At 63.1% G+C, this 22,620-nt stretch carries 18 protein-coding genes; 9 read left to right on the forward strand and 9 right to left on the reverse strand.

Translation table 11 applies throughout. From position 1 onward, the window contains the following. Positions 1–16: 16 nt before the first annotated feature. Positions 17–811: a 5'-methylthioadenosine/adenosylhomocysteine nucleosidase gene (locus L0U82_RS11975; protein ID WP_233831208.1), complete on the reverse strand. Its 795-nt coding sequence runs from the start codon at positions 809–811 to the stop codon at positions 17–19. After that, positions 808–3,171, reverse strand: a complete 2,364-nt coding sequence (locus L0U82_RS11980; protein WP_233831210.1) for a UvrD-helicase domain-containing protein — start codon at positions 3,169–3,171, stop codon at positions 808–810. The genes L0U82_RS11975 and L0U82_RS11980 overlap by 4 nt, the downstream gene beginning before the upstream one ends. A 299-nt stretch (positions 3,172–3,470) precedes the next feature. On the opposite strand from L0U82_RS11980, the gene L0U82_RS11985 reads away from it, so the two are divergent. Both L0U82_RS11985 and L0U82_RS11990 read left to right on the forward strand, forming a co-directional pair. Beyond that, complete coding sequence (locus L0U82_RS11985) at positions 3,471–4,733, forward strand: type II toxin-antitoxin system HipA family toxin (protein WP_233831212.1); 1,263 nt, start codon at positions 3,471–3,473, stop codon at positions 4,731–4,733. Between the two features lie 96 nt (positions 4,734–4,829). Then, positions 4,830–5,039: a helix-turn-helix domain-containing protein gene (locus tag L0U82_RS11990; protein WP_233831216.1), complete on the forward strand. Its 210-nt coding sequence runs from the start codon at positions 4,830–4,832 to the stop codon at positions 5,037–5,039. 110 nt (positions 5,040–5,149) lie between these two features. Here the strand turns inward: L0U82_RS11990 and L0U82_RS11995 are convergent, their stop codons facing one another. Both L0U82_RS11995 and L0U82_RS12000 read right to left on the reverse strand, forming a co-directional pair. Then, positions 5,150–6,205, reverse strand: a complete 1,056-nt coding sequence (locus L0U82_RS11995; protein ID WP_233831219.1) for an Ldh family oxidoreductase — start codon at positions 6,203–6,205, stop codon at positions 5,150–5,152. A 272-nt stretch (positions 6,206–6,477) separates the two neighbouring features. Then, on the reverse strand, positions 6,478–7,386 hold the full coding sequence (locus tag L0U82_RS12000; protein ID WP_233831222.1) for a GntR family transcriptional regulator: 909 nt from the start codon (positions 7,384–7,386) through the stop codon (positions 6,478–6,480). A gap of 248 nt (positions 7,387–7,634) precedes the next feature. On the opposite strand from L0U82_RS12000, the gene L0U82_RS12005 reads away from it, so the two are divergent. Continuing rightward, positions 7,635–8,696, forward strand: a complete 1,062-nt coding sequence (locus L0U82_RS12005; RefSeq protein ID WP_233831225.1) for a lactonase family protein — start codon at positions 7,635–7,637, stop codon at positions 8,694–8,696. Between the two features lie 364 nt (positions 8,697–9,060). Continuing rightward, on the forward strand, positions 9,061–10,371 hold the full coding sequence (locus L0U82_RS12010; RefSeq protein WP_233831228.1) for an MFS transporter: 1,311 nt from the start codon (positions 9,061–9,063) through the stop codon (positions 10,369–10,371). Between the two features lie 111 nt (positions 10,372–10,482). Here the strand turns inward: L0U82_RS12010 and L0U82_RS12015 are convergent, their stop codons facing one another. Further along, on the reverse strand, positions 10,483–11,496 hold the full coding sequence (locus tag L0U82_RS12015; protein WP_233831231.1) for an alpha/beta hydrolase: 1,014 nt from the start codon (positions 11,494–11,496) through the stop codon (positions 10,483–10,485). Positions 11,497–11,766: 270 nt separating this feature from the next. On the opposite strand from L0U82_RS12015, the gene L0U82_RS12020 reads away from it, so the two are divergent. Both L0U82_RS12020 and galU read left to right on the forward strand, forming a co-directional pair. Then, complete coding sequence (locus L0U82_RS12020; RefSeq protein ID WP_233831234.1) at positions 11,767–14,646, forward strand: valine--tRNA ligase; 2,880 nt, start codon at positions 11,767–11,769, stop codon at positions 14,644–14,646. Positions 14,647–14,713: 67 nt separating this feature from the next. Further along, positions 14,714–15,595: a UTP--glucose-1-phosphate uridylyltransferase GalU gene (galU, locus tag L0U82_RS12025; protein ID WP_233831236.1), complete on the forward strand. Its 882-nt coding sequence runs from the start codon at positions 14,714–14,716 to the stop codon at positions 15,593–15,595. Positions 15,596–15,752: 157 nt separating this feature from the next. Here galU and L0U82_RS12030 read toward each other — a convergent pair whose 3' ends face one another. The 4 genes from L0U82_RS12030 to L0U82_RS12045 form a co-directional block, all read right to left on the reverse strand. After that, positions 15,753–15,980 carry a sulfurtransferase TusA family protein gene (locus L0U82_RS12030; RefSeq protein ID WP_075301700.1) on the reverse strand — a complete coding sequence of 76 codons (228 nt, stop codon included), beginning with the start codon at positions 15,978–15,980 and terminating at the stop codon, positions 15,753–15,755. Positions 15,981–16,093: 113 nt separating this feature from the next. Next, complete coding sequence (locus L0U82_RS12035; RefSeq protein ID WP_233831239.1) at positions 16,094–17,125, reverse strand: Gfo/Idh/MocA family oxidoreductase; 1,032 nt, start codon at positions 17,123–17,125, stop codon at positions 16,094–16,096. Further along, positions 17,125–18,141, reverse strand: coding sequence for an inositol 2-dehydrogenase (gene iolG, locus L0U82_RS12040; RefSeq protein WP_233831241.1), 1,017 nt, complete (start codon positions 18,139–18,141; stop codon positions 17,125–17,127). The genes L0U82_RS12035 and iolG overlap by 1 nt, the downstream gene beginning before the upstream one ends. Beyond that, positions 18,134–19,018: a MurR/RpiR family transcriptional regulator gene (locus L0U82_RS12045; RefSeq protein ID WP_233831243.1), complete on the reverse strand. Its 885-nt coding sequence runs from the start codon at positions 19,016–19,018 to the stop codon at positions 18,134–18,136. Before L0U82_RS12045 ends, iolG begins: the two co-directional genes overlap by 8 nt. 269 nt (positions 19,019–19,287) lie before the next feature. Between L0U82_RS12045 and L0U82_RS12050 the strand changes: the two genes are divergently transcribed. The 3 genes from L0U82_RS12050 (at position 19,288) to L0U82_RS12060 (ending at position 22,587) form a co-directional block, all read left to right on the forward strand. Further along, a complete protein-coding gene (locus tag L0U82_RS12050) occupies positions 19,288–20,334 on the forward strand; it encodes a sugar ABC transporter substrate-binding protein (protein WP_233831245.1) in 1,047 nt (348 codons plus the stop codon). A gap of 248 nt (positions 20,335–20,582) precedes the next feature. Next, positions 20,583–21,770, forward strand: a complete 1,188-nt coding sequence (locus L0U82_RS12055; protein WP_233831248.1) for an ABC transporter permease — start codon at positions 20,583–20,585, stop codon at positions 21,768–21,770. 10 nt (positions 21,771–21,780) lie between these two features. Next, positions 21,781–22,587: an ATP-binding cassette domain-containing protein gene (locus tag L0U82_RS12060; protein ID WP_233831250.1), complete on the forward strand. Its 807-nt coding sequence runs from the start codon at positions 21,781–21,783 to the stop codon at positions 22,585–22,587. The last annotated feature ends 33 nt before the right edge of the window (positions 22,588–22,620 follow it).

Here is a 22,620-nt window from a genome sequence, read left to right on the forward strand (position 1 = left end):
GCGGCGCCAAGCAGGATCAACCCGCCGCGCCCGGCCCCTTAAGAAACCGCGCCAGAATCGCATTCGAATACGTGCCCGCGATCTCCGTCAGAAACGACACGAACGACGCGGGCGCGTGATCGTCGGCGGTATCGGAGATCGTGCGCACGACCGCGCACGGCACGCCGTACTCATAGCAGACCTGCGCGATCGCCGCGCCTTCCATCTCGACCGCGAGTGCGTCAGGCAACGCGTCGCGCAACGCGTTGACGGCCGCCGCGCTCGCGACGAACTGATCGCCGCTGACGATCAACCCGCGATGCACGCGCGGCGCGTGCGTGCCGAAATGCGCCGCGCAGGCCGCGCCCTCTTCGGCGACGAAACGCTCACACGCGGCCGCGAGCCGGTCGGCGAGCGTCGTATCGGCGGCAAAACGCGACATGCCGAGCAGCGGCACCTCGAAGCGCGGAAACAGCGGCGACGCGTCGATATCGTGCTGCATCAGCGTGCTCGCGACGACCACGTCGCCGACCCGCACTTCGCTGCCCACGCCACCGGCTACGCCCGTAAACACGACCGCTTCGACATCGAACGCATGGATCAGCGCGCTGACCGTCGCGGCCGCCGCGACCTTGCCGACGCGCGCGAGCGTGACGACGCACGGCGTGCCGTGCACGGTACCGACGTGATAGTCACGCTGACCGTGCGTGACGGTCTGCACGCCGGACTCCGCGCGCATCGCTTCGATCAGATCGCCGAGTTCCTGCGGCAACGCGGCCAGAATGCCGAGCGGGCGCGGCGCGCTGTGAGTGATATTCATGGGTGTGCTCATTCGACCGCCTGCAGTTTCGCGACCGCCAGCGCGAGCCACTTCTCGCCGTGCCGCTTGAAGCGGACCTGCGCCTTCGCGTCGGTGCCGTTACCTTCGAGCGCGATGATCGTGCCTTCGCCGAATTTCGTGTGGAACACCTGCTGGCCGACCCGGAAGCCGGTGTCCGCCGCGCGCTGCTCGTTCGCGAAGGCCGGCGCCGGCGCGGACGCCACCGATGCCGTCGTCGCCGAACCGCCGCCATAACCCGGCCGCGCGAACCAGTCGCGCCCATAACCGGCGTTGTCCGAGCGGCCGCCCCAGCGCGAGCCCGCCTCGACCTTCGGCGTCAGCCACTTGAGCGTTTCCTGCGGCAGTTCGTCGAAGAAGCGCGAGCGGATGTTGTAGCGGGTCTGACCGTGCAGCATCCGGCTCTGCGCAAACGACAGATAAAGCCGTTCTTTCGCGCGCGTGATCGCCACGTACATCAGGCGCCGCTCTTCCTCCAGACCGTCTGACTCCATCGCGCTGTTCTCATGCGGGAACAGACCCTCTTCGAGACCGGTGATGAACACCGCGGTAAATTCGAGCCCCTTCGCCGCGTGGACCGTCATCAGTTGCACGGCTTCCTGGCCGGCCTGCGCCTGGTTGTCGCCGGCTTCGAGCGACGCGTGCGACAGGAAGCCCGCGAGCGGCGTCATCGTGTCGGGGTTCTGCGCCGGATCGGCAATGCCCGGGGCGTCGAGCACGACCGTGTTCGGGTCGTCGGTCGCGACAGCGAGTTCGGGCGCCGCGCTGGCGCCCGGCCGCAGCGGGATCGAGCGCGCGGGCGTATCGAGCCCGTAGCCTTCTTCGCTGACGAATGCGGCGGCCGCGTTGACGAGTTCCTGCAAGTTCTCGAGCCGGTCCTGGCCTTCGCGCTCGTTCTGATAGAACTCGGCGAGACCGCTCGCGCGAATCACGTACTCGACGGTTTCCGGCAGGCTCATCTGCTGCGTTTCCGCACGCATCTTGCCGACCAGGTTCGCGAACGACGCGAGGCTCGAACCGGCCTTGCCGGCCACATACGGCACGGCGGCGGCCATCGAGCAGTTATACAGACGTGCCGCGTCGGCCAGTTGTTCGAGCGAACGCGCGCCGATGCCGCGCGTCGGGAGATTGACCACACGCACGAACGCCGTGTCGTCGTTCGGGTTGTCGATCAGGCGCAGATACGCGAGCGCGTGCTTGACTTCCTGGCGCTCGAAAAAGCGCAGACCGCCATACACGCGATACGCGATACCCGCGTTCACGAGCGTGTGCTCGATCGTGCGCGACTGCGCGTTGCTGCGATAGAGCACCGCGATTTCGCTGCGCGACAGGCCGGTGTTGATCAGCGCGCGAATCTCTTCGACGATCCAGCCGGCTTCCTGCGAATCGGTCGCCGATTCATACACGCGCACCGGTTCGCCGTGGCCGGCGTCGGTGCGTAGATTCTTGCCGAGGCGCCGCGAGTTGTTCGCGATCAGCTGGTTCGCGGCGTCGAGAATATGGCCGTGCGAGCGATAGTTCTGCTCGAGCTTGATCAGATGACGCACGTTGAACTCGTGCTCGAAGTCGCGCATGTTGCCGACGTTCGCGCCGCGGAAGGCGTAGATCGACTGGTCGTCGTCGCCGACCGCGAAGATCGCATTGTGCTCGCCCGCCAGCAGCTTGAGCCACGCGTATTGCAGCTTGTTGGTGTCCTGGAACTCGTCGACGAGGATGTGCTTGAAGCGCGCCTGATAGTGCGCGCGCAGCGGCGGGTTGTGCGCGAGCAGTTCGTGACAGCGCAGCAGCAGCTCGGGGAAATCGACCACGCCTTCGCGCTGGCATTGCTGATCGTAGGCTTCGTACAGTTCGACGAACTTGCGGTTGAAGTTGTCGGTCGCGTCGACGTCTTTCGGGCGCAGGCCCTGCTCTTTCGCGTTGTTGATGAAGTACTGGAGATTTTTCGCCGGGTACTTCTCGTCGTCGATATTGAGGCCCTTCATCAGGCGCTTGATCGCCGACAGCTGATCCGCGGTATCGAGAATCTGGAACGTGGCGGGCAGACCGGCGTCGCGGTGATGCGCGCGCAGCATGCGGTTGCACAGACCGTGGAAGGTGCCGATCCACATGCCGCGCGTGTCGATCGGCAGCAGCGCCGACAGACGCGCCATCATTTCGCGCGCGGCTTTATTGGTAAAGGTGACCGCGAGGACGGTCGCCGGCGACGCGAGACCGTGCTGGATGAGCCACGCGATGCGGGTGATGAGAACGCGGGTTTTGCCGCTGCCGGCGCCCGCGAGAATCAGCGCGGGCTCATTCGGAAGCGTAACGGCGGCGTGTTGTTCGGGGTTCAGATTGGCGAGGAGCTCAGGCATTTTCTCGTGGGAACGGCAGGTCAGACGGCATTATATGCCGGGGCGGTGAGAGGGCTTTTCTGGTTGTTCGGTTGATCTGGAATGGCGGGAAACGGAGTTTGGGGGTCGTCATGATTGCCGCGGTGACGGCGTTTTCCTGTGTTCTTATCGCGCGACTAACGCGTTCTCCGTGCGGGACCGCAGCTAGAAACACCGCGGGTACCGGGATTCTCGATAGAGCCTATAAAGCACTTATAAGAAGCGTATAAGCAGGCCATCGCCGTATTGTGCTACATTTATGAAGCACAAGGAGCTGCCTGATGGATTGCACGCTGCAGATATTCCTCGACGATAGCTGGATCGACTGCGCGCAGGTCGACTTCGACAATAAACTTTGCCAGTGGAATTACCTGGTGATGTACGCCGTCGAGCACACGCACGCGCCGCTATCGCTTGCCGAGCCCGTGGATATGAACATCCGTACGGCCCGGACCATGCCAGCCTTCCTCTACGATCTCGTTCCCCAAGGGGCCGGTCGCCGTTTTCTATTGGGCGAAATGCAGCTAGCGGATGGTCCCGACGCTGACTTTCCGCTGATCTGCGCGGGCGCCTTCAATCCGGTTGGCCGCATCCGTGTCGCCGAGGCGGTCGATTATTTCGACAAGCACGTAGCCCGGCATCCGGATGCCCGCGGGATGCCCGGTCTGACGATCGACGATGTGGTCGGGCGCAGCGCGGAATTCAGCGAGCGAATGCGCTTACACGGAATGCTCGGCACAGGTACCACGGGTGTCCAGGGCGCTGCGCCGAAGTATCTGCTGACGAGAGACCGGGAGGGGTTGCTGCACGGCGATGCAGTTCTGCCCGATGCGGACGCGACCCAGCATTTCATCGCGAAACTGCCGCGCGGAAAGAGCGACGCGGATAGCAAGGTTTTGCGCAATGAAGCGGCGTATATGCGCGTGGCTGCCGCGCTCGGTATCCGCACATCGGCGGATTTGCCGACTCTTCACGGCAATGTTTTGCTGATTCCGCGCTTTGACCGCATCGCGCGCGACGGAAAAGTCGTGCGCCTCCATCAGGAAAGCATGGCGTCGATTCTGCGGCTCCCGGGCTTCGATCGGCGCCCGAGCCTTTTCGAAGTCGTGAGCGGGATCCGCGGCGTCGTGACCGATCCCGCAACGGAAACGCTCGAATTCATCAAACGCGACGTGCTCAATCTCGCCATGCGCAATACCGACAATCACGCGCGCAATACCGCGGTACAGGTGGTCGATGGTCACGTGCGGCTCACGCCTCTGTTCGACTTCGCTCCGATGTACCTCGACCCCGAAGGAATCGCGCGAACGCTCAGGTGGTATCGACCCGATACGCAGGTTGAGCTGACTGAATGGGCCGATGTGCTGGCGGCGCTACCGGTAGCGGATAACGAGCGCCCGATGCTCGCCGCAGGATTGAGTCGCTTCGCCGCCCAGATCGAACACCTGCCCGATGTCATGGATGCGCAAGGTGTCGATCATGACGTGATCGAGTTCCTGACACAGTCCATCGATATGCAGGTCCGACAGCTGCAAGCCCTTTAACGCCAGAGACATCTGATGCCCCGTCGGAACCCACCCACCCGCGATGAGCAGAACGCACTGCGCCGTGCCTTCTATGAAGCAATCGAGCGTGGCGACATGAGTATCGCCGAAGCCATGAAGGCGATGCGCAAGATGACCGGGCTGACCCAGCAGGAATTTGCGACGCACCGAGGTGTGAGCCGCCGGGTCATACAGGACATCGAGCGCGGCACGGGCAATCCGACCGTCGAATCGCTGAACAACGTCGCAAAGCTCTTTGGTCTGCAAGTGGGCTTCGTACCGATGAGACGCAAAGACCCGGTTTGATCCGCGTTGATCGCGGCAACGAACCTGTCGACTTCACCTTCACGCACTTGCCGCGCAACAAGCAACAAAGCAACGCAACCCGTCTTCAAGCCCCCGCCTGCAAGCGCTCGTCAGACCACCCTGTTTTCAGGCAGCACAACCCCCGATTCAGCACCCAGCTTCAGCATGCTCTGCCACGTGTTATTCGCGAGCGTGATCCCAGACTCGCGCAGACGCGCACTATTGCGATCCTCGATTTCCCCGGGAAAGAAAATCTCGTCGACGCCGTGAGCGGTAGGCACCGACTTGACGTCGTCGATCAGCGCTTTCATGCGCTCTTCGAATTCATCGGCGGGCATCATCGACTTCACGTCGATCGTGATGAGCATGTGTCCCGCGCCCGAAATCTTGTCGGCTTCGTACGGACCGACCACCTTCGAACCAAAGTGGCTGCCGGTCAGCACGCCGGCGAGCACGTCCATCATGAAGGAGATGATGTAACCCTTGTGGCCGGCCATCGGCAGAATGATGCCGTGGATAGCCTTGGCGGAATCAGTGGTCGGCACGCCGTTTTCATCGGCTGCCCAGCCTTCGGGAATCGGCTGACCGCGCTCGGCCGCCAGATAGATCTTGCCCCGCGCAACCGCCGTATTGGCGATATCGAGCACGGCAACGCCGCGCTCACCGCATGGCGCGGCGATCGACCACGGGTTCGTGCCGACGGCTTTCTCACGACCACCCCAAGGCGCCATTGCGGGGCTCGCATTGGTGGCGAGAATCGCGACGCAGCCTTGCTCCGCGGCTTTGCGCGTGAAGTAGGCGGCGGTGCCGAAGTGATTCGAATTGCGCACGCCGATCGCGCTCACGCCGAACTGACGGGCACGCGCGACGCCAAGTTCGACCGCCTGCGCCGTCAGCACCTGACCGATGCCGTGGTGGCCGTCCATTACGGCAATCGCACCGTTGTCGACGACGAGTTCCGGCTTCGTTTGCGCGGCCATCACGCCGCTACGCAGACGATCGACGTACCAGGGCAGACGGAGCATGCCATGCGACGAATGTCCCCATAGTTCCGCGACGACCAGGCTGTCGGCCAGCAGATGGGCATCGGCGGCAGGAACGCCCAAGGATTCGAGAACGGCTTCGCCGAATCGGCTCAACCCTTCCGCCTCAACGAGATACGGCATGAAATCTCCCGGTCAAACAGATGCCTGAGTTAAAGCCAGCTGATGCTGTTCGAACGGAGTATAGCTTTTAGTGACCATAGAATGCAATACAGGCCGCGCCGTATTCCGAAGCAACGCGACCCGCACCAAACGGCTTTACGGATTTCACCGCGCCATGCTGCTGCAAGCAGGCGTTACGGCAATAGAGAGCGCCGGGTCGCCTCTTCCGTTTTAAGCATTTAGTGTCCAGAAAAGACAACCCATCACCAGAAAACCGGATCCGCGCCCCGCTTCTACTCCTGCTCGACATCGCTCATGAACATCTCGGCCGAGCGGGTCTTGGCGCGCCGCGCGCCTTCGAGATGTTCTCGCAAGAGGCCGGCTGCCTTGAGCAGGTCCTGAGCAGCGATCGCGTCGAGAATCGCCAGATGCTCGATCGCCTGCTGTTGCCGCGGCTTTCGAGCCTTGGCCTGCCGATACTCGACGAGCCGTCTGAGCCGGTCCGTGCGCCGCACCGACTGCAAGATGAAGCGGTTACCCGACCACTTCGCGATCGTTTCATGCAGTTCGCTGTTCGCCTCGAACAGCTCGATCGACGTCATCGTCAGATAACCACCGTCGACGATGTACTGCTGGCGCCGGCGCAGCTGCGCCAGCTCGGCGGGGTTGCATTTGAACGACGGCGACAGCACGCCGACCGGCTCGATCGCCGCGCGGAAGAAATAGCTTTCCTCATAAGCCTCGACCGAATCGATCATCGGCAGGAACTGCCAGCCGTGGCCCACCTGCCGCTCCAGCCAGCCTTCCTGCTGCATCAACGACAGCACCTTGCGCAGCACACTGCGCGCGACCCCGTACTGCCGCATCAGATCCGCCTCCGAAATGACATCGGGCAGCCGGCGCGCGAGCCGGTCTTCGGCAATCTGCAAGTAGAGCGGCTCATCCGGCTCGTCGGAAAACTGTTGGGCGACGTCGTTCAGTTCCCGCGCCGGCTTCGCAAGGAAGTAGCCGCGATTATGGTCGTGCACCAGCACGCCCATATCGGCCAGGTACTTCAGCGCGACATTCACCGGCGTGCGCGACGTGCCGATACGCTCGGCAAGCACCGACTCGGCCAGGCGTTCGCCTTCGGCCATGTCGTCGCGACGGGCGAGGGAGATGATTTCCCGCGTCACGCGGGTTTGCAAAGGGGTCAATGACATCGTTCGAGACGGGCAGGCGGCGGCTGAAATTGCCTCAACAGGGGCGGCGAGTGCACTTTTGTGCCCCGTGGGGTCCGCTAACGATTCTGCCATATCCACAGCCGTATCCCTTTCCGATTCCGGGTGCTATGGGTCAATGCCAATAAGGAAACTACGCGCCTAGACTTGTTTATTCGCTTTTTATAATCATAGAATGCACTTCTGTGCGGCAACATTCGCAGTCGATGTCTCGATGAGGTTGAGCAAACATGTCTCAGAAATTCGCCTATGTTGGATGCCGAACGACCCGCGAGCGCGACGCGCGCGGCAAGGGCATCGCGCTGTACCGGATCTGTCCGCGCACTGGCGCGTGGACCTTCGTCGACGTGTTTCCGACGTTCGACAATCCGTCGTTCCTGACGATGAACGAGGCTCGGACCTTCCTGTACACGGTGCACGGCGACGGCGGGCAAGCGAGCAGCTTCCGGGTCGACCGTGAATCGGGCCGGCTGACTCACGTGAACACCGTCTCGTGCAACGGCAGAAACCCCGTGCATCTGGCGTTTTCCGCGGACGAGCGCTGGCTCAACGTCGCCAACTATGCGACGGGCAACGCGACGAGAATTCCCGTCAACGCGGACGGCAGCCTCGGCACATCGAACGACGTAGTGACCTTCACCGGCGTCCCCGGCCCCCGATCGAGCGAGCAGAAAGGCTCCCATCCGCATCACATCTCGCGCTACCGGACGTCGTTCGCCGACACCGACTGGCATATCGTGCCGGACAAGGGCATCGATTCCGTCGCCGCGATCCGGTGGTTGCCGGACGGTAGCTGCGAAGTCGTCAGCCACGCGTGGGAAGCCGGCTCCGGCCCGCGCCACGCGGCCTGCCACCCCACTCTGCCGCTGATCTACGTCGCGAACGAATTGAACTCCACGATGACCGTCTGGAGCTTCGACGCAGGCACAGGAAAGCTCACGCCGATCCATACGGTTTCGGTTTTGCCGCCGGATTTCGCAGGCGATTCGAGCGCCGCGGGAATCGTGATCACCGCCGACGCGAAGCAGCTTTTCGTGTCGAATCGCGGCAGCAATACGGTAGCGACGATTGCACTGGATGAATCCGGAATGCCGGGCCACATTGGCTGGACGGCGTGCCTCGGCGACTTCCCGCGCTTCATTGGCCTCGACCCCGAGAGCCGGCACCTGTTCGTGGCAAACGAGCGCTCCGACACCATCGTCGAGTTCGACGTGACGCCCGCCGGACTCGAACCGACCGGTCAGGTCATTGAAACCGGCAGCCCGGTCTGCATCATCTTCAGCGGGGGATAGCACCGCCGCGCGCGAGCACGCTGCTTCCGTAGGTGTTTTCACCAACCGGCACGGCGCGCTGTTGCACGCGCCAGATTATGCGTTCTATGATTATAAAAAGCACTATCGAGTCTGATAAGGTCGAAGTGCGGAGACGCTAGCTCGTAGGTTGAGCAGGCAAATAAGTGATTCGGCACGGTAGCGCTGCACGGCAACGCAGGCCAGGTTGAAATTTAATGTGCGTTTTTTGTCTACAAAACGCTCAAATAACGGGACGACCGACGCCGCGGCACGACCGCTTGCCCAGTCAGCGCCCCGTTGCGGACGAACTTTGCGGACAACACGAGCGCCCGGACCGGCACGCTGAATATTCGGAGAGACAACCATGTCGTATCGACGAGGCTGGATTGCAGTCTTCCTGTTCACCCTGGCAACGATCAACTATATGGACCGCATCGCGTTGTCGATTGCGGCCAGGCCGATCGCAACGGAGTTCAAGCTGTCCGCCGTCGGCATGGGTTATCTGTTCTCGTCGTTCATCTGGAGCTACGCGCTTTTTCTGATCCCGATGGGCATCCTCGTCGACCGCTTCGGTGTGAAGCGGATGGCGGGCGCCGGGATCTTCATCTGGTCGGCGGCAACGGTGCTGACCGGCGCGGCATCGAACTTCACGAGCCTGCTCGTCGCCCGTCTCGTGATGGGCGGCGGTGAGGCGGTCAGCAATCCGGTCGGCGCGAAGGTGATCCGCCAGTGGATTCCGGCGACGGAACGCGGCATGGTCACGTCGATGTTCAATAGCGGCTCGTATGCCGGGCCGGCCATCTGTTCCGCCTTCCTGGGCGCGCTCGTCGCCGTGTATGGATGGCGTTCGTCGTTCGTCGTGGCGGGCTGCATCGGCTTCGTCTGGCTGGCCGCGTGGCTGCTGTTCTTCAACTCGCCGGACAAGGCGAAGTGGCTGTCGGCCGCGGAACGCGACAAGATTCTGCGGGAACGCGAGTCCGTACCCGCCGTCCAGGCTCCGGCACAGGCAACGGACACCGGCGCGGCTTCGTCCGGCCTGCTCGCGCTGCTGCGTTCGCCGACCTTGTGGGGGCTCGCGCTCACGCAGGGCTGCAACGTGTACACCCAGTACCTGTTCCTGACCTGGCTTCCCAGCTATCTGCAAGCGAGCCGCCATCTGAGCATTTCAAAAACCGGCGCGTTCGCCGCGGTGCCCTATGCCGCGGCGGTGGTGCTGTGCATCCTGGCCGGGCGTCTGAGCGATCACTTCCTGAAGAAGAGCGATATCGGAACCGGCCGCCGCCGCAATGCGGTCGCGCTGGCGATGCTGACCGGCGCGGCGATCCTGGCCGTGCCCTTCACCACCAATCTCGCGGCGCTTCTGCTGGTGTTCTCGGTGACGCTGACCGGCATCGCGTCGACGACGTCTCTGAACTTTGCGCTTCTGAACGATCTGCTGCCGGGTTCCAAAGACGTCGCGAAGGCCATGGCGTTCGTGGTCGTCGGCGGCAACATCTTCGGCATGATCGCGCCGATCGCCACCGGCTACGTTATCGATGCCACGGGCAGCTATAACTGGGCATTCGTTATCGCTGGTGCGCTGTGCGTAGTCGGCGCGATCGTCGCGTTGACGATGACGCGCAAGCCGATTTCGGCCGAACCGGGTTCATCCGGCATTCAGGCCGCGACCTCGTAAGCTGCCGCAAAGCCGCGGCGGTAACGGTGAGTCTCCAGTCATCCAGTGATCCAGTCACGACAGGCATATGCCACCGGACGCGCTCGTCGCACCCGGTGGCAATGCGCTGCCTCACCCCTTGCGCGTGGCAATTTCCATCAGCGCCGTACGTCCGAAGATCCCATACGGGTTGCCGAGCGTTTCAAGCTCTTCATAGTGGTTGTACAGCGACGCCTGAACGACAGGCGTCGGCTTGCCGGCCGCATTGACCGCCGCGGCAAAATCGCGCGACTGACGCTGGAATTCCGGCGTGTCGAGCGACGCATAGCCGATCGTCAGCGGACAAACGAGACTGCCGATATGGCGAGCCGGACTCAACTGCGCTTCGGTTGCGTCGGTCAGATGGACGTACTTGCCCCGGGACGACAGCCGCACCGGCTGCAGGTCGTAGATGCCGCTCAACAGAAGCGCGTGTTTGAAGACGCGCGGATCGACGCCGTACTTCGCCTGCCAGTCCTGCGTCAACGCGACAGCCAGCAGATGCGAGCCGGACGAATGCCCGGACAGATAAATCTCGCGGCCATTCGCACCGAACGACCCGGCGTTCCTGGCGACCCACGCGATACCGGTCTGCACCTGCTGCGCCATCGCGGCGAGGTCGCCGTTCAGGTTCTGCACCCACGCGAAATCGAGCAACACGAAATTGACGCCCGCGCCGACGAACATCTCGGCGAGAAACGCGTAGTCGCGCGCATCGGTGACCCGCCACGCGCCGCCGTGAATGAACACGTGAACCGGCGCGTTCTTCGCGCGGGTCCGGAAGATGTTCATGCCTTCGATCGGCGTGGCGCCGTAAGACGCGCGTTGCGGCTGTCCGAGCCGTTTCAGCGCATCGTCGCTGCGTTCGCGATAGCGCGCGATCAGCTGGCTTTCGTTCGGTGCGTAAGCCGTCTGGTTATAGGCTTTGTCGAGTTCGGCCTGCGTCATGCCGGACCAGACGATGGGACCGCCGGCGGTACCGGCGGCCACGGGTTGTTTATCGGCGACGCACGCGGCTAGCGGCGTCAGTGCACAGCCGAGGCCCGCGAGCATCAATCGGCGGCGGCTTGCGTCCGCGTCGGGCAACTCGCTGGATGATTCCTTCATGCGGGGGTCTCCAAGGGATTGGTATAAGTCGGCCGCGCGGCGGAAGTTCGTTGGATACGCATCGATCCGGCCGATGTCGTCGCGGTCGTTGAACTCTATGGCGCTATATTCCCTGGGACAAACGAATTGCACCGATGCCGGCATGAAGCGACTTTATGAATCGGCCCCGGGCCGGCCCGCGCGGGCGCCGGCCGGCAAAAAATGCCTCTGCCCCGGCGGCCCCTTATAATCATTCATTCTCCGCCTCTCAAAGCCTGCTTTTAATCAGAAATGAGCGACACCCAGAGCTCCACCCCGTCGACGCTCGCGAAGAGCTTCGAACCTCACACCATCGAAGCCCACTGGGGCCCGGAATGGGAAAAGCGCGCGTACGCCGCGCCCTCCTTCGACGCGAACCGCAAGGATTTCTCGATCCAGCTGCCGCCGCCGAACGTCACCGGCACGCTGCACATGGGCCACGCGTTCAACCAGACCATCATGGATGGCCTCACCCGCTATCACCGCATGCTCGGTGAAAACACGCTGTGGGTGCCGGGCACCGACCACGCGGGTATCGCCACGCAGATCGTCGTCGAACGGCAACTGGATGCGCAAGGCGTGTCGCGCCATGACCTTGGCCGCGAGAAGTTCGTCGAGCGCGTGTGGGAGTGGAAGCAGCAGTCCGGCTCGACGATCACGAATCAGGTGCGCCGTCTCGGTGCGTCGATCGACTGGTCGCGCGAATACTTCACGATGGACGACAAGATGTCGGCTGCCGTGCGCGACGTGTTCGTGCGTCTGTACGAACAGGGGCTGATCTATCGCGGCAAGCGCCTCGTCAACTGGGACCCGGTGCTGCTCACCGCGGTGTCCGATCTCGAAGTGGTCAGCGAGGAAGAAAACGGCCACCTGTGGCACATCCAGTACCCGCTGACCGATGGCTCCGGCCATCTGACCGTCGCCACCACCCGTCCGGAAACCATGCTCGGCGACACCGCCGTGATGGTGCATCCGGAAGACGAGCGCTACGCGCATCTGATCGGCAAGACCGTCACGCTGCCGCTGTCGAATCGCGAAGTTCCGATCATCGCGGATGATTACGTCGATCGCGAGTTCGGCACCGGCGTCGTGAAGGTCACGCCCGCGCACGATTTCAACGACTACCAGGTCGGCCTGCGCCACAAGCTGGCGCAAATCGAAATCCTGACGCTCGACGCGAAGATCAACGACAACGCGCCGGAAAAATATCGCGGCCTCGACCGTTTCGAAGCCCGCAAGCAGGTCGTCGCCGATCTCGAAGCGCTCGGCGCGCTCGAATCGGTGAAGCCGCACAAGCTGATGGTGCCGCGCGGTGACCGCACCGGCGTCGTGATCGAGCCGATGCTGACCGACCAGTGGTTCGTCGCGATGAGCAAGCCGGCACCGGAAGGCACGTTCAATCCGGGCAAGTCGATCGCCGAAACCGCGCTCGACGTGGTCCGCAACGGCCAGATCAAATTCGTGCCGGAGAACTGGACCACCACGTACTACCAGTGGCTCGAAAACATCCAGGACTGGTGCATCTCGCGTCAGTTGTGGTGGGGTCATCAGATTCCGGCGTGGTACGGCGAAAACGGCGAAATCTTCGTCGCGAAGACCGAGGAAGACGCGCGCGCGAAAGCCGCCGCGGCCGGCTACACCGGTGCGCTGAAGCGTGACGAAGACGTGCTCGACACGTGGTTCTCGTCGGCGCTGGTGCCGTTCTCGTCGCTCGGCTGGCCGAACGAAACGGAAGAACTGAAGCACTTCATGCCTTCGTCGGTGCTGGTGACCGGCTTCGACATCATCTTCTTCTGGGTCGCGCGCATGGTCATGATGACCACGCACTTCACCGGCAAGGTGCCGTTCGACACGGTGTACGTGCACGGTCTGGTGCGTGACGCCGAAGGCCAGAAGATGTCGAAGAGCAAGGGCAATACGCTCGACCCGATCGATATCGTCGACGGCATCGATCTCGATGCGCTGGTCGCCAAGCGCACCACCGGGCTGATGAATCCGAAGCAGGCCGCGTCGATCGAAAAGAAAACGCGCAAGGAATTCCCGGACGGCATCCCCGCCTTCGGCACCGATGCGCTGCGCTTCACGATGGCGTCGATGGCAACGCTCGGGCGCAACGTCAATTTCGACCTCGCGCGCTGCGAGGGCTATCGCAACTTCTGCAACAAGCTGTGGAACGCCACGCGCTTCGTGCTGATGAACTGCGAAGGCGAAGACTGCGGCTTCGGCCAGGCGTCGGGCTGCGGCACCTGCGGGCCGGACGGCCATCTGCATTTCTCGCCGGCCGATTTCTGGATCGTGTCGCAACTGCAGCGCGTCGAAGCCGAAGTCGCGAAGGGCTTCGCCGACTATCGCTTCGACAATGTGGCCAACGCCCTATACAAGTTCGTCTGGGACGAATACTGTGACTGGTACCTCGAACTCGCGAAGGTGCAGATCCAGACGGGTCAACCGAACCAGCAACGCGCCACGCGGCGCACGCTGCTGCGCGTGCTGGAGACGGTGCTGCGCCTCGCGCATCCGGTGATTCCGTTCATCACCGAAGCGTTGTGGCAAAAAGTGGCGCCGCTCGCCGGCCGCTATCCCGCAGGCAAGGCCGAAGGCGAAGCGTCCATCATGGTGCAGCCGTACCCCATCGCGGAACCGTCGAAGATCGACGAAGACGCCGAACGCTGGGCGGCCGATCTCAAGGCAGTCATCGATGCGTGCCGGAATCTGCGCGGCGAAATGAATCTGTCGCCGGCGGTCAAGGTACCGCTGCTCGCGACCGGCAACGCCGAGCGCCTTCGCACTTTCGCGCCTTACGCGCAGGCATTGGCGCGTTTGTCCGACGTGCAGATCATCGCCGACGAAGCCACGCTCGACGCGCAGGCAGATGGCGCGCCAATTGCTATCGTAGGGAGCGACAAGCTCGTATTGAAGGTCGAAATCGATGTGGCGGTCGAACGCGAACGCCTGTCGAAAGAGATCGCGCGACTCACCGGCGAGATCGCCAAATGCAACGGCAAGCTGAAAAATGAAAGCTTCGTTGCCAAGGCGCCGCCCGCGGTCGTTGAACAGGAACAAAAGCGGCTTGCCGAATTCGAAACCACCGTGGGCAAGCTGAAGGCACAACTGGCTCGCTTGCCGGTCTGATCGATGCGCCCTGCCCGCCGCAACAGTGGCGGGCAGGGCCTTAAACCAGAGGACTCAGGGTATTCACATGCTTAAAGTTACGAAGGCGGTATTTCCGGTAGCAGGTCTTGGCACCCGGTTCCTCCCCGCCACGAAGGCGAGCCCGAAAGAAATGCTGCCGATCGTCGACAAGCCGCTGATTCAATACGCGGTCGAAGAGGCGATGGCGGCGGGTATCACCGAAATGATCTTCGTCACCGGGCGCAGCAAGCGCGCGATCGAGGACCATTTCGACAAGTCCTATGAGATCGAGGCCGAACTCGAGGCGCGCGGCAAGGCCAAGCTGCTCGAACTCGTACGCAGCATCAAGCCGAGCCACGTCGACTGCTTCTACGTGCGTCAGGCTGAAGCGCTGGGCCTCGGTCACGCAGTGCTGTGCGCGGAAAAGCTGGTCGGCGACAACCCGTTCGCCGTGATCCTCGCGGACGACTTGCTGTACGGCACGCCGCCCGTGATGACGCAGATGATCGAGGTGTTCGATCACTATCACAGCTCGGTGATCGGCGTCGAAGAAATCCCGCCGGAAGACACCAAGTCGTACGGCATCGTCGACGGCAAGGAGTGGGAAGACTCGATCATCAAGATGTCGGGCATCGTCGAAAAGCCGGAGCCGAGCGTGGCGCCGTCGAACCTCGGCGTGGTGGGCCGCTATGTGCTGAAGCCGCGAGTTTTCGAGCACCTGCGCTCGATCAAGCCGGGCGCGGGCGGCGAATTGCAGCTGACGGACGCGATCCAGTCGCTGCTCGCCGACGAACAGGTGCTCGCGTACAAGTATCACGGCACGCGTTTCGACTGCGGCAGCAAGCTCGGTTATCTGAAGGCGACAGTCGAATTCGCGCTGCGCCACCCGGAAGTGGCCGCCGATTTCGATCAGTATCTGCGCACCCGTTCGCCGGTTCTCGAAGGCTGATCAGTCTCGAATACCGAAGGCTGAAACGAACAAGGCGCTGGACCCAGATGCTGGGTCCAGCGCCTTCTTTTTTACATCGGTGTGCAGTTTTTTCGCGTACCGGCCGCGTTGCCGGCCAGCGATGCCGCAATTGCGACTGATACCGCTTCGATACCGCCTAGCGGCGCCGCATCAGAAACGTGAACACCTTGTCTTGCGCGGAGCTTTCGACGATCTCGTTGCCGGTCTGTTTCGCGAACGCGGCGAAATCGCGCTGCGAGCCGGGATCGGTGGCGAGCACCTTGAGAATCTGGCCGCTTTCCATATCGGCGAGCGCCTTCTTGGCGCGCAGGATGGGCAGTGGGCACATAAGCCCGCGCGCATCGACTTCCTTGTGAATCTGAATTTGCATCGACGATGACCTTCGGGACGAGGCGTCGCGCACGACGCCGGACTGAAGGTCAAATTCTACAGTAGGCGCCGCAGTGCCGCCGGGCATGGCGGCAATCACGCACTCCGCTACAGCGTCACCGCCTGCCCGCTCTGCAGCGACTGGCGCAGCGCGACGCCGATGCGGGTCGCTTCGAGCGCATCGGCGAGACTCGCGCCCTCCTGCTGCGTGCCTTCCCGCACCGCCGCGACGAACGCGCGCGCCTCGTGCAGAAACGCATCCTCGAAACGGTCGAAAAAGCTCGGCGTGCATTCGTTGCGAATACCGGTCGCGTCGTAAATCTCGACACGATTCGCGCGCGGATTGCGGCCGATCGCGAGCGCGCCGGCCGTACCGATTACCTCGCTGTGCGTATCGTTGCCGTGCGCCTGGGTGCGCGACGCATAGAACATCGCGAGCTTGCCGCCTTCGAACTCGCAGATCGCCACGCCGTTATCGACATCGCCGAATTCGCGCAATCCATCGTGCAGCGCGACCGCGCCGGCCGCGAACACGCGCGTCGCGCGCGGCTTGCCGAGCAGCCAGCGGGCGACATCGATATCGTGCACCGTGCAGTCGAGAAAGATGCCGCCGGAGGTCGCCGCGAAACGCACGAAAAAGCCGTCGTCGTCGTTTTTATCGGTGGTCTGCGAGCGCACCAGAAACGGCCGGCCGATCTGCCCGGCCGTGATCGTGTCGAACGCATCGCGATAGCTCGGATCGAAGCGGCGCATGAAGCCGATCGTCGCCTGCAGATGCGGATAGCGCGCGGCCTCGGCCAGCACACGCTCGCATTCGGCGACATCGAGCGACAACGGCTTTTCGCAGAACACATGCTTGCCGGCTCGCAATGCATCGACGATCTGCTGCGCGTGCAACGACGACGGCGTCACGAGCCACACCGCATCGACGTCGGGATCGGCGAGCAGCCTGGCGTAATCGTCGTAAAGACGCGGCTCGGGCAGCGCTTCGCGCGCCCACGCAAGCTCATCGGCCAGCGGACTGCACGCGGCCACGAGCGCCGCGCCCGGCACGCGATACGCGAGGTTGTCGGCGTGCCGCTTGCCGAGCCGCCCCAGGCCGACCACGCCGATTCGCAAGCGCTCAGTGGCCGGCTTCATCACGATGCCTCGCCGAGCTTGATTGCGCGGCCCTCGCGCCATGAGCGCGTGGCGGCTTCCGCGAGTTCGAGCGCTTTCAGACCATCGGCGACCGTCGTGCGCACCGGCTTGCCATGCGTGACCGCATCGAAGAAATGCGCGATTTCGAGCGCGTAGGCCGCGCGATAACGTTCGAGAAAAAACGCCTCCGGCACATCGGTCGACACCTCGGTCTTCGAGTACGCGGTGACTTCGGTCGGCCGCATGTTGCCCGCCTGCAGCATGCCGGTGCTGCCGAGCACTTCGAAGCGCTGGTCATAGCCATAGGCGGCACGGCGCGCGGTGTTGATCTGGCACAGCCGCCCGCGCTTCGTGCGGATCGTCACCGCGGTCGAATCGATATCGCCTGCTTCCGCGATCGCCGGATCGGTCAGGCAACTGCCGGTGGCGTGCAGCGTGTCGGCTTCGTCGTCGAGAATCCAGCGGAAGATATCGAAGTCGTGGATCAGCATGTCCTTGAAGATGCCGCCCGAATGCCGGATGTAGTCGACCGGCGGCGCACCCGGATCGCGGCTCGTCACGACCAGCATTTCCGGCGTGCCGATCTCGCCCGCGTCGATGCGCGCTTTCAGCGACGAAAAGGTCGGATCGAAGCGGCGCTGAAAGCCGATCATGCAGACCACACCCGCGCGCTCCACTGCGTCGGCGCACATCCGCGCGCGCTCCAAGGTCAGATCGACCGGCTTTTCGCAGAACACGTGCTTGTTCTGCGCGGCCGATTTCACGATCAGCTCCGAATGCGTGTCAGTGCTCGAACAGATGACGGTCGCACCGATCGACGCATCGCCGATCGCGCCGTCGACATCCGCGACCTTCGCGCCGTGCTGCGCGGCGAGCGCGGCGGCGGCTTCCTGATTGACGTCGACCACGTACTTGAGCCGCACGCCCGGCTGCCGCGCGAGATTTGCCGCATGGATCTTGCCGATGCGCCCCGCGCCGAATACCGCGACGTCGATCGTGTTTGCCGCGTCAGTCATCGTAGCCTCCGGTGTCGTTGGATTCTTCAACGTTCAATTCGAGCTTGTACGCAAGCGCGATAAACAGCGCCTGGCACAGACAGATCGTGCTGGTCAGCGAGCGGAACGCGAATGCGCTGCCCTCTTTCACATACAGTTGCGCGCTCGCGTAGCGCGCGAGCGGCGATAGCTGGCTGTCCGTAATAACGAGCGTCTTCGCCTGATGATGATGTGCGACGCGCAGGCAGTACTGCGTCTCCTTGCCGTACGGCGCGAAGCTGATCGCGATCACGACGTCGCCCTTCCTGACGCTGCGAATCTGCTCGCGATACATGCCGCCGAAGCCGGACACCAGATGCACGCGCTTATGCGTGTGCTGCAGTGCGTAGACGATATAGCTTGCGACCGGAAACGAACGCCGCACGCCGATCACGTAGATGTTGTCGGCCTGTTGCAGCATCTTCACGGCGGCATCGAACTGGCGGTCGTCGAGTCCCGCTTCGAGTTCTTCGAGCCCGCCGCGCGATGCCGCGATGAACTCGCGCGCGACCGCGCCGCCGGACAGCGTACCGGGCTTCTCGTCGATCAGCTTGCGAATGCGCTGCTGATAGCTCGTCGACGACACGCCCTGGCCCGTATACGCCTGGCGGAATACCGCCTGCAGATCGGAAAAACCGGAAAAGCCGAAGCGCTGCGCAAAGCGCACCACCGCCGATGGATGCACGCCGCAGCTTGCGGCGATATCGCTGGTGCGATCCATCATCACGCTCGAGCGATGCTGCTCGATATAGGTCGCGACGCTCTTCAACTGCCGCGGCAGCGACTCGTAGTTGTCCGCGATGCGCTGCATCAATTCGTCGACGCCCGGCAACGCTTCTTCTGTGCTTGGTTCCACCATGACAGCCCCTCGGGTGCTCCTGCAATGCGGCAGATGCGCGCGCGAACGGCCGCGACAGCGCTTCCGACGCTGCCGATTATAGGCAGCCATCCCAATGAATGGAATGTATTTTCCATTTTTATTTCTCAATGAAATTTTCTTTGCAAGCCTTCCGAAGATGACCTACTCTTGGTCGTGAGCGATGGTGCCGCGGTGGATTCGCGTCGCGCGGAATGCGCCCGCCAGCCGCTCCCTCAATAACGAACGACAGACCGAGAAAGGTGGAGACAATGAGACTTTGCACAGGCAAGGCGACGCTCAGGATTCTGGTGACGGCGTTGACGTTGGCGACGGGATTCGGCGCGGCCTCGGCGGCCCGCGCGGCCGACGCCCATTTCGTGCTGATCAGCCACGCGCCGGATTCGGACTCGTGGTGGAACACGATCAAGAACGCGATCAAGCAGGCCGACGAAGATTTCAACGTCGAGACCGACTATCGCAATCCGCCGAACGGCGATATCGCCGACATGGCGCGCCTGGTCGAACAGGCGGCCGCGCGCAATTACGACGGCGTGATCGTGTCGATCGCCGATTTCGACGTGCTGAAGAGTTCGATCGCGAAGGTCACCGAGAAGCACATTCCGCTCGTCACGATCAATTCGGGTACCGAAGAACAAAGCGCGAAGCTCGGCGCGATCATGCACGTCGGCCAGCCTGAATACGCGGCGGGCAAGGCAGCGGGCGAAAAGGCCAAGGCCGCCGGCATCAAGTCGTTTCTGTGCGTGAACCACTATGCGACCAACCCGGCTTCGTTCGAACGTTGCCGTGGTTTTGCCGATGCGATCGGCGTCGATTTCAAAACCTCGACACTCGACGCGGGCCAGGACCCGACCGGCGTGCAGTCCAAGGTCAGCGCGTTCCTGCGCAATCATCCAAAGACCCAGGCGGTGCTGACGCTCGGACCGCTGTCCGCCGATCCGACGTTGAAGGCGCTGCAACAGATGGGCCTCGCCGGCAAGATATGGTTCGCGACGTTCGACTTCGATAGCGACATCGCGAAAGGCATCCAGGACGGCACGATCCAGTTTGCGATCGACCAGCAGCCGTATCTGCAGGGCTATATTCCGGTCGCCGTGCTGGCGATCGTGAAGAAGAACCACACCACCGACCCGGCGAAGATCCGCGAGATCCTGCAGGCCAATCCGAAGTTCAAGGAACGGCTCGCGACGTATGGGCTCGCCCCGTCTTACGGGCCGCGCAATATCGGTTCGGGTCCGGGCTTCATCACCAAGGACAATGTCGACAAGGTGCTGAAGTACGCGGGTCAGTATCGGTAGGCACGTGACACGGCGCCGGATGACGGCGCCATTGCGATAGCGGCACGCGCGAACGCAGACGCAAAAACAAGCGCGAACACGGGCGCGAACCCCAGCGATACGCGGCGACATGCTTCGCGTGTTGCCCGCGTCCGCCCATCCGCCGCGCGATCGATGGGCCGCGTCGAACGATCCTGTTTGCACCTGCATCAACCGCCCCACGCCGCGGCGTCGACCCGCCGGCCACCGGCGTATCAAGGAGAGCTTCAATGGGTGTCGCCGATCTTTTCCACCCCCATCATCGCAAGCCGCCCCCGTCCGATCCGCAGGACCCGCGCGACCCGTCGCGGCAAGCCGCGACGTCATCGTCGGCGGACGAGCGCGTGCGCCGCGAATCGTGGTTCCGCCACCTGCTCGGCCGCCCGGAATTCGCCGCACTCGCCGGCACCGTGATGGTGTTCATCGTGTTCGGCGTGGCGGCCGGCAACTCGGGGATGTTCAATCTCGACGGCATCATGAACTGGTCGCAGGTCGCGGCCTATCTGGGGCTGATCTCGGTCGGCGCGTGCCTGCTGATGATCGCCGGCGAATTCGATCTGTCGATCGGCTCGATGATCGGCTTTGCCGGCATGATGGTCGCGCTGCCGAGCATGTATTTCCACTGGCCGGTCTGGCTCGCGATCCTCTTCGCGTTCGTCGGCTCGATGCTGCTCGGCGCGCTCAACGGCTATCTGGTGATGCGCACGCGGCTGCCGTCGTTCATCGTCACGCTCGCATTCCTGTTTATCCTGCGCGGCCTCACGCTCGCGCTATCGGTGAAGTTCGCCGACCGCACGATCATCTCCGGCGTCGGCGACGTCGCGCGCCAGGACTGGCTCGCGCACACGCTCTTCCAGGGCGTCGCGTTCAAGGGCCTGTTCGTGTGGCTCGGCCATCTCGGCGTCGTCAAGATGCTCGACAACGGCATGCCGCTCGTGCCGGGCATTCCGAAGGTGCTGCTGTGGTGGCTGGTGCTCGCGGTGGTCTGCGCGTTCACGCTGGCGAAAACCCGCTTCGGCAACTGGATCTTCGCGGTCGGCGGCGACGCTAACGCGGCCAAGAATGTCGGCGTACCGGTGCGGCGCGTGAAAATTTCGCTGTTCGTGCTGACCGCGTTCTGCTCGTGCCTGTACGCGGTGCTGCAAGTGTGCGATATCGGTTCGGCCGCCGCCGATCGCGGTTTGCAGGCGGAATTCGAAGCGATTATCGCGGCGGTGATCGGCGGCACGCTGCTCACCGGCGGCTACGGCTCGGTAATCGGCGCCTGTTTCGGCGCGCTGATCTTCGGCGTCGTGCAGATCGGCATCACCTACACCAATGTCGATTCGGACTGGTTCCGCGTGTTCCTCGGCGTGATGCTGCTGTTCGCGGTGCTGTTCAACCATTACGTGCGCGGCCGCGTCGCGGCGTCGCGCTAGGAGGTTCACGATGAGCCCCGTCGAACCGAGCGAAGACGACATCATCCTCGCGCTCGAAAACGTCAGCCGTTTTTTCGGCAACATCATCGCGTTGAACGACATCACGCTGCGCCTCAAACGCGGCGAAGTGCACTGCCTGCTCGGCGACAACGGCGCCGGCAAGTCGACGCTGATCAAAACGCTGGCGGGCGTCTATCAACCGAGCCAGGGGATCTACAAGGTCGACGGCAAAGCCGTGCGCTTCACGTCGCCGAAAGACGCACTCGATCTCGGCATCGCGACCGTCTATCAGGATCTGGCATTGGTGCCGCTGCTGTCGGTCGCACGCAATTTCTTCATGGGACGCGAGCCGCAGAAAAAACTGTTCGGCTTTCTGAACGTGATGGACCTCGACACCTGTGCGAGCACCGCGCGCGACAAGCTCGCCGAAATGGGCATCAACGTGCGCGATCCGCATCAACCGATCGGCACGATGTCGGGCGGCGAGCGGCAGTGTCTGGCGATTGCGCGCGCGATTCATTTCGGCGCGCGCGTGCTGATTCTCGACGAGCCGACCGCCGCGCTCGGCGTCAAGCAGAGCTTCAACGTGCTGAAGCTGATCCACAAGGCGCGCGCGAAAGGCATCTCGGTGATCTTCATCACGCACAACGTGCATCACGCGTATCCGATCGGCGATTCATTCACGCTGCTCAACCGCGGCCGCTCGCTCGGCACGTTCACCAAACAGACGATCAGCAAGGACGAAGTGCTCGACATGATGGCCGGCGGCGCCGAGATGCAGAAGATGATCGGTGAACTCGAAGGCGCGACGATCTGACCGACTCGCGCGGCTCGACCGGTGCTTGTCATG

The sequence above is a fragment of the Paraburkholderia sp. ZP32-5 genome (assembly GCF_021390495.1).
Lineage (GTDB): Bacteria > Pseudomonadota > Gammaproteobacteria > Burkholderiales > Burkholderiaceae > Paraburkholderia.